The sequence below is a fragment of the Nostoc commune NIES-4072 genome (assembly GCF_003113895.1).
In the GTDB taxonomy this organism is placed as follows: domain Bacteria; phylum Cyanobacteriota; class Cyanobacteriia; order Cyanobacteriales; family Nostocaceae; genus Nostoc; species Nostoc commune.
The window spans coordinates 3188046-3200280 of sequence record NZ_BDUD01000001.1 but is presented as its reverse complement, the minus strand read 5'-3'; the positions used below and the strand labels follow the sequence as shown (position 1 = coordinate 3200280).

The 12235-nt window shown below is 42.9% G+C and carries 13 protein-coding genes; 11 read left to right on the top strand and 2 right to left on the bottom strand.

Annotation, left to right across the window (positions count from 1 at the left end; all coding sequences use genetic code 11):
• Nucleotides 1–181 precede the first annotated feature (181 nt).
• The 11 genes from CDC33_RS14220 to CDC33_RS14175 all read left to right on the top strand — a co-directional run bounded on the left by CDC33_RS14220 (nucleotide 182) and on the right by CDC33_RS14175 (nucleotide 8603).
• Nucleotides 182–694, top strand: coding sequence for a DUF2808 domain-containing protein (locus CDC33_RS14220; RefSeq protein ID WP_109009002.1), 513 nt, complete (start codon nucleotides 182–184; stop codon nucleotides 692–694).
• 253 nt (nucleotides 695–947) lie between these two features.
• Complete coding sequence (gene rpmH / locus CDC33_RS14215) at nucleotides 948–1082, top strand: 50S ribosomal protein L34 (RefSeq protein ID WP_094327629.1); 135 nt, start codon at nucleotides 948–950, stop codon at nucleotides 1080–1082.
• Nucleotides 1083–1108: 26 nt separating this feature from the next.
• The gene (gene rnpA / locus CDC33_RS14210) at nucleotides 1109–1531 is read left to right on the top strand and encodes a ribonuclease P protein component (RefSeq protein ID WP_109009001.1); all 423 of its coding nucleotides are present in this window, start codon (nucleotides 1109–1111) and stop codon (nucleotides 1529–1531) included.
• Complete coding sequence (locus tag CDC33_RS14205; protein WP_109009000.1) at nucleotides 1518–1910, top strand: PH domain-containing protein; 393 nt, start codon at nucleotides 1518–1520, stop codon at nucleotides 1908–1910. The genes rnpA and CDC33_RS14205 overlap by 14 nt, the downstream gene beginning before the upstream one ends.
• A 206-nt stretch (nucleotides 1911–2116) precedes the next feature.
• The gene (gene yidC, locus CDC33_RS14200) at nucleotides 2117–3268 is read left to right on the top strand and encodes a membrane protein insertase YidC (protein ID WP_109008999.1); all 1152 of its coding nucleotides are present in this window, start codon (nucleotides 2117–2119) and stop codon (nucleotides 3266–3268) included.
• Nucleotides 3265–3792 (top strand): Jag family protein, encoded by a 528-nt coding sequence (locus tag CDC33_RS14195; protein ID WP_109008998.1) that lies wholly within the window; start codon nucleotides 3265–3267, stop codon nucleotides 3790–3792. The genes yidC and CDC33_RS14195 overlap by 4 nt, the downstream gene beginning before the upstream one ends.
• A gap of 215 nt (nucleotides 3793–4007) precedes the next feature.
• Nucleotides 4008–4526, top strand: coding sequence for a YceD family protein (locus tag CDC33_RS14190; protein ID WP_109008997.1), 519 nt, complete (start codon nucleotides 4008–4010; stop codon nucleotides 4524–4526).
• Nucleotides 4527–4843: 317 nt separating this feature from the next.
• Entirely contained in the window at nucleotides 4844–5059 is a 216-nt protein-coding gene (locus CDC33_RS37800) for a hypothetical protein (protein WP_146195814.1), read from the top strand.
• Nucleotides 5056–6567 (top strand): Ycf46 family AAA ATPase, encoded by a 1512-nt coding sequence (locus tag CDC33_RS14185; protein ID WP_109008996.1) that lies wholly within the window; start codon nucleotides 5056–5058, stop codon nucleotides 6565–6567. Before CDC33_RS37800 ends, CDC33_RS14185 begins: the two co-directional genes overlap by 4 nt.
• A gap of 108 nt (nucleotides 6568–6675) precedes the next feature.
• Nucleotides 6676–7212 (top strand): SH3 domain-containing protein, encoded by a 537-nt coding sequence (locus CDC33_RS14180; protein WP_109008995.1) that lies wholly within the window; start codon nucleotides 6676–6678, stop codon nucleotides 7210–7212.
• A gap of 173 nt (nucleotides 7213–7385) precedes the next feature.
• Entirely contained in the window at nucleotides 7386–8603 is a 1218-nt protein-coding gene (locus tag CDC33_RS14175) for a peptidoglycan-binding domain-containing protein (RefSeq protein ID WP_109008994.1), read from the top strand.
• On the opposite strand, the gene sbcC is transcribed toward CDC33_RS14175, so the two are convergent.
• Nucleotides 8600–11626, bottom strand: coding sequence for an exonuclease subunit SbcC (gene sbcC / locus CDC33_RS14170; RefSeq protein ID WP_109008993.1), 3027 nt, complete (start codon nucleotides 11624–11626; stop codon nucleotides 8600–8602). The two genes, CDC33_RS14175 and sbcC, sit on opposite strands and share 4 nt — an antisense overlap.
• 331 nt (nucleotides 11627–11957) lie before the next feature.
• Nucleotides 11958–12155 (bottom strand): hypothetical protein, encoded by a 198-nt coding sequence (locus CDC33_RS14165; protein WP_109008992.1) that lies wholly within the window; start codon nucleotides 12153–12155, stop codon nucleotides 11958–11960.
• Nucleotides 12156–12235 lie beyond the last annotated feature (80 nt).

Below are 12235 nucleotides of genomic sequence, written 5' to 3'. Positions count from 1 at the left end.
CGAGTACATAGTAAATTTATGACTAAGTAATTTTGCTGCCGCCTAAAGCTCAGTAAAGATGGCACTTTTTTTTGTTATAGAACGTCAATTGTCAGGAAGTCAGTAGTAAAGTTTAGTAACGAATACTAACACACAGTTATTTTAGATAACAGATTTATATTTTGGTAGAGGAAGCCTGATTATGCGACGTTTACTTTCTGCTTTAGCCGTGACTAGCTTTCTGGTTACTGGATTACCAGCCTTGACTTGGGCGCAAAGCTTACCTGGATTTACACTGTTTAGCGGTGTCAAACAAGAAAATCAGCTACCCTTTAGGTTAGATTTTGGTGGACAAGCCAATGGTTGGGATCGTTACATATTAAGGATTCCAGCCCAAAAAATGAAATTGGCTGTTGGTCAATTTGCCATTACTTACCCTGATTATTACAAAGGAACTTTTGACCAGAAAAAAATTGAAGTCCGAGTCAAAGGTAAAGCCGTTCCGCTTTCTGAGGTGAAATGGGACAAAGAAGGTAAGCTGATTAATATTTTTCCCGAAGAGCCAGTACCAGCAGGTAGTGGAGTTGAGGTAGTCTTATCTAACGTTAAAAATCCAGCCTTCGGCGGAGTTTACTATTTTCGCTGTCAAGTTCTCTCCCCTGGCGATGTGCCACTATTGCGCTACATGGGTACATGGATTTTGAGCATTAATTAACTTTGGGGAGTGGGGAGTAGGGAGATGAGGGAGCAGGGGAGGCAGGGGAAGCAGGGGAAGTAGGGGAAGCAGGGGCAGGGGAGACAAGGGGACAAGGGGACTTAAATTAGAACTTGCAACAAGTGTTTCCCCTTGTCCCCAATTCTCAAGAGTCCCCAAGTCCTCTTTCCAATGCCCTATTCCCTATTCCCTAATAAAGTAATATAATTGAAGATTGTGGGTTTTTATAAAAATCACCTAACAGGAGAAGAGTATGAAAAGAACATTAGGCGGCACTAGCCGTAAGAGAAAAAGAACCTCTGGTTTTCGCGCTAGGATGCGGACACCAGATGGCAGGAACGTGATTAGCGCCAGGAGAAGAAAGGGGCGTCACCGTCTAAGCGTTTAGGGCTTATCTAAGCTAAAAGAGCATCTGTGGCTTTGCCTAAAGCAAATCGGCTAAAATCCCGCAAGGATTTCCAGGCAGTTTTCCGGGAAGGAATTCGGCGTCATGGCTCTTATTTAACATTGAGAGCCTTAAAGCCTTTATATTCAACAAAACCTTCTTTGGACACTGCCACCCAGACAACACAAGCAACTGACTCAGCACATCTTGCCAGCACGCGGATTGGCATTTCGATAAGCACAAAAGTAAGCAAAAGGGCAGTGGTTCGCAACCGAATCAAACGGCAAATTACTTCTGCTTTATATAGCTTGCTGCCCAAATTATCACCAGGATGGCGGCTAGTGTTCATTGTTAAACCCACAACAGCAGAATCTAAGTGCGTAAGCCCACAATTTCTGCAAGAATTAGAGCAGTTGTTGGCACAAGCTGAGGTGTTCGATGGGAATTCGTGAAGATGTTTATTATGAAGGTGGCCCCCATATTGGGGATTTGATTGTCAACCTGTTGATTGGGCTAACCATTGTCGGGATACCATTAACAGTTGGGGCAATTGTCAGAGCATTGTGGCTGCGTTTTCGCATCACCGATCGCCGAATTACCGTGACAGGAGGTTGGCAGGGACGCGATCGCACTGACATAATTTACTCAGAAATTGTCAAAGTCGTTACAGTTCCACGTGGCATTGGCTTGTGGGGAGATATGGTACTAACCCTAAGAAACGGCAGTCGTCTAGAATTGCGGGCAATTCCTAAGTTTCGGGAAGTCTATGACTACATCAACGAAAGAATTGCTGCAAAAAATCCCGAATATAGCGCTGCTGCTAACAAGTGATGGGAGTAGGGAGCAGGAGAGCAGGGGGAGCAGGGGAAGCAGAGGGAGCAAGGAAAAAATAACTAATGCCCAATATCCCAATGCCCAATGCCCAATGCCCCTTTTGGATGTGCGGCTATCCGTAGCAAAGGGTAGTCGCACATAATTTATGATTTAGATAAATTAGATTCAGTTAGTTTACAGTACCTCAGGTTGAATTCAGAATAATGGATTTTGGTATCGGCTTTCTCTCGAACAACGTGATGCTGCCAATCATAGATTTTTTCTATGGTATTGTGCCTAGCTACGGATTGGCGATCGTTGCTTTGACCCTGATAGTCCGCTTCGCGCTCTATCCCCTGAGTGCTGGCTCAATTCGCAACATGCGGAAAATGCGAATTGTACAACCTCTGATGCAGAAGCGGATGGCAGAAATCAAAGAGCGCTATAAGGATGATCCGCAAAAGCAGCAAGAGGAAATGGTCAATGTTCAAAAAGAATTTGGCAATCCTTTAGCAGGCTGTTTTCCATTACTAGTGCAAATGCCGGTCTTATTAGCGCTGTTTGCCACTTTACGGGGTTCGCCTTTTGCAAGTGCGAACTACAGCGTTAACCTGCAAATCTTTCCCGCAGAACAAATCGAACAAATTCAACCGCAAGCCTTTGCCACTGCTCCTCAAAATATTTATATTGCTGATGGAGAACACGTTAAAGTAGCTGCCATCCTTCCTAGTGGTAACAAATTAACGGTGGGAGAACAAACTAAGATCCAATATCAAACCGTTGAGGGCAAACCATTTCAGGTACTCTTAGCAGAACACCCAGAAAATAAGCTCATTCCTGATTGGAAAGTCACCAAAGGTGAAGATAGGATAAAAATTGATGCCCAAGGTAATGTAGAAGCCTTGCAACCAGGAGAAGTCACTATTCAAGGAACAATTCCTGGATTAGCAGCAGACAAAGGCTTTCTATTTATTGATGCTTTAGGAAGGGTTGGCGCAACTGATCCAGATGGTACAATCCACTGGGATATCGTCGCTATGATCGTCTCCTTTGGAATCAGCCTTTATGTTAGCCAAATGCTTTCTGGGCAAAATTCCAGTGGTGGCAATCCGCAGCAAGATACAGTTAACAAAATCACTCCAGTTATTTTTTCTGGAATGTTTTTGTTCTTCCCCTTACCAGCAGGGGTACTGATGTATATGGTGATTGGTAATATCTTCCAAACCGCCCAAACTTATCTTCTATCCCGCGAACCTCTACCAGAAGAACTGCAAAAAATTGTAGCAACCCAAGAGAAAGAAGCAGTAGTCGCAGAACAAAAGGCATTGCCATTTGAACCAAAAAGTGCTAAGAAAAAGGCAACAGGGGGATCATGAGCAATATTTCCATGCAGCGAGGTCAGCAGTGGTTAAAAACCCTGCTGGAACTCACTGGAATACCTTCTGAAATTCAGGGTCATTTAGAAACTGCCCAATCTCAAGACGGCGATTCTCCAGAACCAGATAACTACTGGTTAACAATTGACCAAACTAATTTGACGACAGAACAAATCCAGGGCTTAATTGGTGCTGATGGTTCTGTGTTAGATGCGATTCAGTATCTAGCGAATTCAGTTTTAAACCTAAGTCAACCCCCGGAGGAACAAGCCTCTTACACCATTGAGTTAAATGGCTACCGGGTCAAAAGAGAAGCCGAAATTCGCGCATTAGCAGAAGCAGCAGCCGATGAAGTGCGCTTTTCTGGTAGAGAAGTGGAAATCAAATCCCTCAGTTCTGCTGAACGGCGACAAATCCATACCTTCTTGAAGGAGTTTGGAGATTTAGAAACTTTCAGTCGCGGTAAAGAGCCGCATCGTAATCTGGTTGTCCGTCCAGCTTCGTTGGAAGGAGTTGGGAGTTAAGAGTTGGGAGTTAGGAGTTAGGAGTTAGGAGTTAGGGAGTTAGGAGTTAGGAGTTAGGAGTTAGGAGTTAGGAGTTAGGAGTTAATTGAAAACTCTTAACAATATAATTTCTTTCAAAATTTCTCTTGTTCTTAAGAGATAAAATTAAAAATGTAGTACCAGTATTATTGCTGGTAATGAAGATAAATTTTTAGTGAGGATGTCTCACAAATCCTATGGACGCAATTTTTATTCCGCAGCTAACTAGAGCATCGGAGCGGACAGAGGAAGTTCAGGTTCAGGAATTTCTGCCTGGTCTGGAAACGTTGACACCAGTTCGCGGTCATGTGCGGGTTGAGCATCATGGCAATTACCTGGAAGTGTCCGCTCAGGCAGAAACAATTATTACTTGTACCTGCAATCGCTGTTTGCAGCAATACAATCGACGTTTAGGGCTTGATACGAAGGAAATCATCTGGTTAGACGAAACTGCAAATCAGGTAAATGACTTGCCCTTAGAACGGGAAGTAATTATGGAAGAGTTGGTTGAAACCCTGCCACCTGATGGTTATTTTTATCCCAACGAATGGCTGTATGAGCAGATGTGCTTGGCAGTACCTCTGCGCCAGTTGTGCAGCCGGAATTGTCCAGGTATTCCTGTAAGTAGTACAGTTGATAATTCTGATATTCCTGAAACTCCAGTTGATAACCGTTGGGCTTCTCTGGAAGCTTTGAAAAAGCAACTTCCAGGGTAGTAATTTGGTAATTTCATCAGACTTAAATCTGCACCTAGATGAACTAAGCCTGTTTATACAGGCTTATCGTTTTATATTTTATTAAATACTTCTTATAGCGTTTTCTAAGCAACTAAAGTAAAATCAAATCTTAGTTTACCCATTTTTTTCCGTACTGCAAATACAACTTTATTTGCTCTTCCTAATGTTAATGTATTCTTTGAGTAAGCGCATCTTAAATACTATTGAAAAGCGGGTTTAGAAACATAATATTGGGATAAACAAGCAACTATAATATTCAGCATATAGTTATTATCCATAGCGGTTTGATTTGATTTTTGACGATTACTACGTTTGCCAAAATTAAATGTTATCAATCACCTAATGATTTAAATTCTGCTGACCACAAAAGAGCGATCGCCTTTAAAAAATATCTCACACAGAGCGATCGCACTCGTAACCGCTATAGACTGGCCGATGTTGGTTTTTTAGTTGTGAGAGGCGATACAAACCTGAACAATGAGAGAAGAACTAATAACGATAGCCAAATATGAACTTCCGTGAAGAGTTTAAACTGCTGCTACGCGCCCGCTACCCTTTGATTTATATTCCAACTTATGAAGAAGAACGGGTAGAAGCAGCTATCCGGGAAGAAGCAACCAACCAGGGTAATCGCCCAGTCTATACTTGGGATTTTGTCGATGGCTACCAAGGAAACCCCAATGATGTTGGGTTTGGGCGACGTAACCCGTTGCAAGCTTTAGAATTTATCGAAAAATTACCAGCTTCCGCACCTGCGGTATTGATTTTACGAGATTATCATCGCTTTTTAGATGATGTAGCGATCGCTCGCAAACTCCGCAATCTGTCCAGACTTCTGAAGTCGCAACCAAAAAATATTGTACTATTGTCGCCACGCATCGCCATCCCTGACGATTTAACCGAAGTGTTGACAGTCGTAGAGTTTCCCTTACCCGCCGCCGCAGAAATTAAAACTGAGGTGGAACGCTTACTACAAAGTACTGGTAACTCACTTTCTGGCAAAGTTTTAGATGACTTGGTGCTATCTTGTCAAGGGCTTTCGATGGAACGGATTCGCCGAGTTTTGGCGAAAGCGATCGCTACCCACGGTGAATTGCGACCAGAAGATGTGGATCTAGTTTTGGAAGAAAAACGTCAAACTATCCGCCAAACCCAAATCTTGGACTTCTACCCCGCCACTGAGCAAATTTCTGATATTGGCGGACTGGATAACTTGAAGGATTGGTTGATTCGGCGGGGGGGTTCATTTACTGATAAGGCACGACAGTACGGATTACCGCACCCCCGTGGTTTAATGTTGGTGGGTATTCAGGGAACTGGTAAATCGTTAACGGCAAAAGCGATCGCTCATCACTGGCATTTACCCTTGCTACGTTTGGATGTGGGAAGGTTATTTGGTGGTTTGGTGGGTGAATCAGAATCTCGGACTCGCCAAATGATCCAAGTAGCTGAAGCCCTCGCTCCTTGTATTTTGTGGATTGATGAAATAGATAAAGCTTTTGCCGGACTTGGTAGCAAAGGTGATGCCGGAACAGCCAGCCGTGTGTTTGGTACTTTTATTACCTGGCTAGCTGAAAAAAGCTCACCTGTGTTTGTCGTCGCCACCGCCAACGACATCCAAGCTTTACCGCCAGAAATGCTCCGTAAGGGGCGATTTGATGAAATTTTCTTTGTGGGTTTGCCCACCCAAGAAGAGAGAAAAGCAATTTATGACGTTCATTTATCCCGATTGCGCCCCCATAACTTAAAAAGTTATGACATCGAAAGGTTAGCTTATGAAACGCCCGATTTTTCTGGAGCAGAAATTGAGCAAACTTTAATTGAAGCGATGCATATTGGATTTAGCCAAAACCGCGACTTTGCTACTGATGATATTTTAGAAGCAGCCAGTCAGATCATCCCCTTGGCACGAACTGCTGTAGAGCAAATTCAGCAACTCCAAGAATGGGCTGCTGCTGGGAGAGCGCGTTTAGCATCTAAACACAATCCTTTAAGCGAACGCCTCCGGCGCACTACGTGAATGCATTCAGTACAATAATTGGTTAGTTAATAATTGCTAGTCAATAGTCAACAGTTAATCATGAATTACTATTGACTATTGACCACTGGTGATCAGGTTTTAAAAAATATGTTGTCTGGCTTAATAAAGTTTATACTTGGGTTTTTCTTAGCGATCGCTGTCTTAATCGGTGGCGGCGCTGCAATTGGACTCTATTTCATGAATCGCACCGGCATACCCCCTGCCAAACCCGTTTTTTCTAATGATAGTCCCTCGGTGAAAGCCCAAGCTCCCAAAGCAACTGAGCCTGGAGGAGCTAAATCCACTCCTAAACCTGGGACAAAGGCTGAACCGTCTCCAAGCCCAAACTCCACTCCCACAGAATCACCAAAGGCTACCCCATCACCAAAACCATTACCATCGGGAGCTTACCGAGGGCGCGTTAGTTGGCGTGAAGGCTTGAGTTTGCGATCGCAACCAAATCAAGAAGCTGAAAAAATTGGTGGGGTTGCTTTTAATCAAAAAATTATTATTTTGGAAGAAAACCAAGATAAATCCTGGCAAAAAATTCGTTTGGAAGGTAGCGAACAAGAAGGTTGGGTGAAAGCAGGTAATACTCAAAAAGTTGATGAGAAACCAGAAGATACACAACAACCAGAGCGATAACAATAATTTACAACTTTTCCATAAATAAAGTTAGTTGCTCTGAAACCCTTGCAAGAACGGCTGCCCTCCCCCCTGTCTCTTCTGGTTAATTACTTGTAAAGAACCATCAGCAATTCCAACACAACACAGAGCAAGCCGTATAATTAGGTGTAGTCATAACTTGAAAAAAACAAGTGGAAACAGGGGTAGATAGCTATTTAACCAAGCTTGCCTCAGTCTACGAGGCATCCAAAAGCGTCAAGGTTGTTCCTAGCGTAGCTAATTTCAAATTCAAGAATTTGGAAAAGTTATATAGTGGTGCAGCGATGCGTCTTTTATCCGTAGCGCTGATTACGTGGCTCCTGAGTATTGCTGGACAAGCCTTAGCACTTCAGAAAATAGGAAGTAATGGTGCTGAAGTTAGCACTAGTCAGAGATGTTTAAAAAAGTTAGGCTACTTTAACGGCCCAGTGACTGGCAAGTTTGCTAGCTTGACTCAGAATGCTGTGATCAAATTTCAGCAAGCCAATAGAATCCCTGCTGATGGTGTTGTGGGTGCTAGTACGCAAAGAGCCTTGCAACGAGCATGTCAAAGTAGAACTTTTAGCAGGAGTTTCTCTCCGACTCCAAGCAGAGCAAAGCTTTCTACTCAACAAGTGAAAGAATTACAAGTGCGTTTGCGGCAGCTAGGTTATTTTAATACTGCTGCCACTGGGAATGTTGGCCCAATGACCAAAAAAGCTGTCACCCGATTCCAACAAAATTACCGCCTACCTGTTAATGGCATCGCCAATGCTCAAGTTTTAGAAGCAGTACGTAGAGCCTCTACTGGTGGATATACTACTCAACAACCAGGCAGAAGTTATCTGACTGTAGGCGATCAAGGAGAAAATGTCAGATTAGTTCAAGAGCGTTTATCGCAGTTGGGTTTCTCTAATACCAATCCTGACGGCTTTTTCAGCGATTACACTAGAGGATCTGTGATTGCATTCCAGCAATCATCTCGCCTGAATTCTACTGGAAATGTAGATTGGCAAACTTGGGAAGCATTAGGATTGAATAACTCGAATGCAAGCAATTCTACTGAGACGAATGGTTATGTATTTTCTAGTAATAATGACTATGTAGCACCTCAGACTAATCGTTATGCATTGCCTCCTACCAATGGCTACGTTGTACCTGTGAGTAATGGCAACACATTAGTTGCTAATAATCCCTACAGAGTAATAGTGCCAATTTCCAATAATGATACTTTGAGTAAAGTGCAACAATATATACCCACTGCTGTCACGGAACAATCTCATCTAGGGGATTATGTGAATGCTGGGGCATTTAGCGATCGCGCCCAAGCAGAAACCCTAACGAAAAAGCTTCGCTCATTAGGTATTGATGCACGGGTAAAATATAATTAAATTGACAAACTCAACTGGGAACCCTCTTGAGTTTTATTCACTTCAATCCTGGCTTGGAAAGCTTCTTTGAGGTGGGGCATGTGGGTGACAGTGAGGATGCAGGCAAAATCGGATGCGATCGCATTAATCGCTGCAATCAAGCGATCGCATCCTTCAGCATCCTGTGTACCAAAACCTTCATCTACAATCAACAATTGCAAAGCCGCCCCCGCCCGTTGCGCTAATAATTTTGCCAAAGCCAAACGGATGGCAAAGTTAATTCTAAAAGCTTCTCCACCAGAGTAAGTTTCATAAGCTCGTGTTCCTCTAGAATCGGCAATTAAAATATCTAAGGTGTCTATCAGCTTGGCATTTTTCTTGGTTGATTTAGCACTACGCCCAGCTTTTTGAGTAATAAATTGTACATGGAACTGATTACCACTCAGCCGCGAAAGCAGTTGATTTGTCTCAGCTTCCAGTTGCGGTAACACATTTTCAATCATCAGTGCTTGGATACCATTTTTACCAAAAGCTTGCGCTAATTCCTGATAAACACGACATTCCTGCTTGCAAGATTGTAATTGCTGCTGCTGTTGTTCATACTGAATTTGTAGCGTTTCTAATTGATGCGCCAACTGCTCTAAACGCCCTAATTTGGCAATTTGCTCATCGAGTTGCCGTCTGCGGATTGCTAACTGCTGCTCTATAGCTTGAATTTGGGCAGATGGGTTAGCTGTTGCTTGTAATTGCTGGATAATGCTTTCGATTTGTCCGCCGAGTTTTTGCCGTTCGGTTACTCTGGCGCTTCTGGAATCCTCTAAGTCTTGCAATCTCGCCTGGAGTTGCGGATACTGCTGCTGGGCTGATAGGAGTTGTTGATACCGCAAATGCCAAGATTGAGCTTGGCGGACAGCTATACGTAGATTGTTGTGCTGCTCAGAACTGTAGCCAATTTCAGTAATGTGACGCTCAAGAGCCGCAATTTGTTTAGCACATTCAGAATCAATCTGATCCTGCTGGATTTTGGCTTGTAATTGAGCAATTTGGGATTGTAATTCTGGTTTTCGGGCTAATAGTTGCGCTTGTCGCTTAGTAGCATCTTTAATCTGCCCTTGTTTAATTTCTGCCCATCGCCACCGCTCAACTTCACTCCGGGCGAGGGCGTGGTCTTGTTCATTATAATTAACTTGTTGCAAATATTGGTCTAGCTGCCGGAGTTCGGCTTGTTTATCGGGAGCGTAATCACCAGCTTGGAGCGATCGCTCTAAATGTTGTTTTTCAGCAGCAATTTGTTGTAACTGTTGTTGCACATCAGTTGTAGCTTCTAACTGGGCTGCTAACTGTCCCCGTTGTTCGCGTAAACCATCGTAGCCCGCCAATTGTTGAGAAATTTCCCGATATTCCTGCCTAAGTACCTGAATTTCTCTGTCAGATACAGCCATTTGTTCTCTGACTACCCAAAACTGCCCTTGGGTATCCTCTAACTCAGCCTGAGTTTTTTCTACTACGCGACTCCAGTGATGTTCGTCTAAAGGACGCTCACATAATGGACAAAGTGCTTCAGGATTTTGCAGCATTTGTAATTTCTGCTCTAATTCTCCCAGCAGTTTTTCATAGTCGCGTTGATGAGCTTGCAGACGTTCGATAAAGTGCCGCCTTTCTTGCCCTTTTTCTTGCACTCGTTGTAGATAAACCCGCTTTTTCTCCAGTTCCTCAATCTGGATTGCTACATCCATCACCGCTTGTTGCAGTTGCGGTTGGCGGCGGTGCTGGCGTTGTAATTGGTTCTCAGTACTTTGGAGTTGTTCGAGTCGCGCTACTAAACCAGCATGAGTGCGATCGAGTTGGCTTTGTAAAGTTGCTCGTTGTTGCAATAAGGGAGTAACTTGCATTTGCAGTTGATCTAAACGCGCAACATGGTGACGGGCTGCGGTTAGTTGTGACAAAGCAGCTTCTACTTCACCTGATTTAGTCAGAGTTTGCTGAATATCTCGCTCTTGTTGCTGCAAAGCTTCAATTTGGGCTTGGGCTTGTTGCAGTTGCCGTTCGATTTCGTGAATTTGTTTGGTAAGCTGTTGTTGCTTTTGTTGGCGAGTCTGTTGGGTGCGAGTATATTCTTCAAATTTGGTAGCAAAAGCTTCTTCTTGAGATTGGAGACTTTGATATTGGGCGTATCCAGCTTTAATTTCAGCTTCTTGGTGTAATATTTTTTCTAAATCTGATAGTTGAGAGCCAATAGCTGATTGTTCTTGTTGGAGGCGATCGCAGTCTTGGCTAAGATTTTGATATTGCTGCTTTACAAAACTGAGTTGTTGTTCCCAGTTTTGGCGCTGGTGCTGGACAACTTGCAAACTTTGTAATTGAATATTATCAAATGCTTGTACCTGTTGCAGTTGGTTGAGTTCGGCTTCTAACTCGACTCTTTGCGCTTGGGTTGCCTCACGTTGTTGCAGCTGAATTTTAATCGACTCCAAAGAACGCTCTAACTCTACTGCCCTTGCTTTGAACTGACGAGAAGATTCCTTTGCCCGTTCTTCCAAATCATCATACTGATTGAGTTTCAACAACTCCGCTAAAATTTCTTTACGTTCCGTCGGGCGTTTGAGCATGAACTCATCGGCACGCCCTTGACGTAAGTAAGCAGAATTAATAAATGTATCGTAATCGAGCTTAATGTGTTCTAGAATCAAATCTTGGGTTGCTCTTACCCCTTTGCCAGTGAGTGAGCGAAACCCAGATGGTATTTCTATTTGAAATTCCAGAACGCTAGTACCTCCCCGAATTCGGGTACGAATCACCCGATATTTTTGCTGGTTGCTTTGAAAAGTAAAATCAACTCGAACTTCTTTCGCACCAGAATAGATCACATCATCTTCAGCAGTGGCGCGGCTTTCACCCCAAATTGCCCAAGTGATTGCTTCCAAAAGTGAAGATTTACCTGCACCATTGGAACCCGAAATACAAGCCGTATGCAAACCACGAAAATCTAAAGTTGCATCACGGTAACTAAGAAAGTTTTTGAGGATAAGTTGTACTGGGATCATTCACGCTATAGCGCCACATCTACTTTTAATAGTTAACAGTACAGATGCACTGTTTGTTAGTTTAGCTATCTAGATATCAGGTTTCTAGTCTTGAAGACATCAATTTTACAAAAATTAACAATAGAGCGAGTTAATTTTTCTTGTTGCATGAAGAAGTTTTGCTGTCTTCGGAAAAAAATGAAACTCATCTGGAGGCTTTTAGTTTTTTCTTTCTGTTGTCTGAGAAGAAAACATTCTTATTTGATTTGTGAGAATTGAAAGTTACAGATCCCTGACTTTTCAAATAAATCGGGGATCTTGTCTCTTAGGAATTATTTAGGATTGTCATTGGCTAATTGCGATCGCGATCGCTTGACCTTGACCGAGGTATTAAAAATTCAATATATGTACTTATAGCAAATTTTGTTAAATCTAGAAATTGAGGGCGACTCTTTTCGTCGATAACTGCAAGAGTGAGAGAACCAATCACCATAATCAGAGTTATAACAGCCAGCACTTCATCTCTTGAAGGAAATTTCTTAGATAACATTAGCCCACTCCTGAATTAGTTGATTCAATACATTTATTGTCTCAACTGTGACTAAGAGATTTCGCTTAAACTTAGGCTGA

What these genes read in the sequence shown, in the direction of transcription:
- CDC33_RS14220 (WP_109009002.1), top strand. Translation starts at nt 182, where the DNA reads ATGCGACGTTTACTTTCTGCTTTAGCCGTGACTAGCTTTCTGGTTACT.
- rpmH (WP_094327629.1), top strand. Translation starts at nt 948, where the DNA reads ATGAAAAGAACATTAGGCGGCACTAGCCGTAAGAGAAAAAGAACCTCT.
- CDC33_RS14205 (WP_109009000.1), top strand. Translation starts at nt 1,518, where the DNA reads ATGGGAATTCGTGAAGATGTTTATTATGAAGGTGGCCCCCATATTGGG.
- yidC (WP_109008999.1), top strand. Translation starts at nt 2,117, where the DNA reads ATGGATTTTGGTATCGGCTTTCTCTCGAACAACGTGATGCTGCCAATC.
- CDC33_RS14195 (WP_109008998.1), top strand. Translation starts at nt 3,265, where the DNA reads ATGAGCAATATTTCCATGCAGCGAGGTCAGCAGTGGTTAAAAACCCTG.
- CDC33_RS14190 (WP_109008997.1), top strand. Translation starts at nt 4,008, where the DNA reads ATGGACGCAATTTTTATTCCGCAGCTAACTAGAGCATCGGAGCGGACA.
- CDC33_RS14185 (WP_109008996.1), top strand. Translation starts at nt 5,056, where the DNA reads ATGAACTTCCGTGAAGAGTTTAAACTGCTGCTACGCGCCCGCTACCCT.
- CDC33_RS14180 (WP_109008995.1), top strand. Translation starts at nt 6,676, where the DNA reads ATGTTGTCTGGCTTAATAAAGTTTATACTTGGGTTTTTCTTAGCGATC.
- sbcC (WP_109008993.1), bottom strand. Translation starts at nt 11,626, where the DNA reads ATGATCCCAGTACAACTTATCCTCAAAAACTTTCTTAGTTACCGTGAT.
- CDC33_RS14165 (WP_109008992.1), bottom strand. Translation starts at nt 12,155, where the DNA reads ATGTTATCTAAGAAATTTCCTTCAAGAGATGAAGTGCTGGCTGTTATA.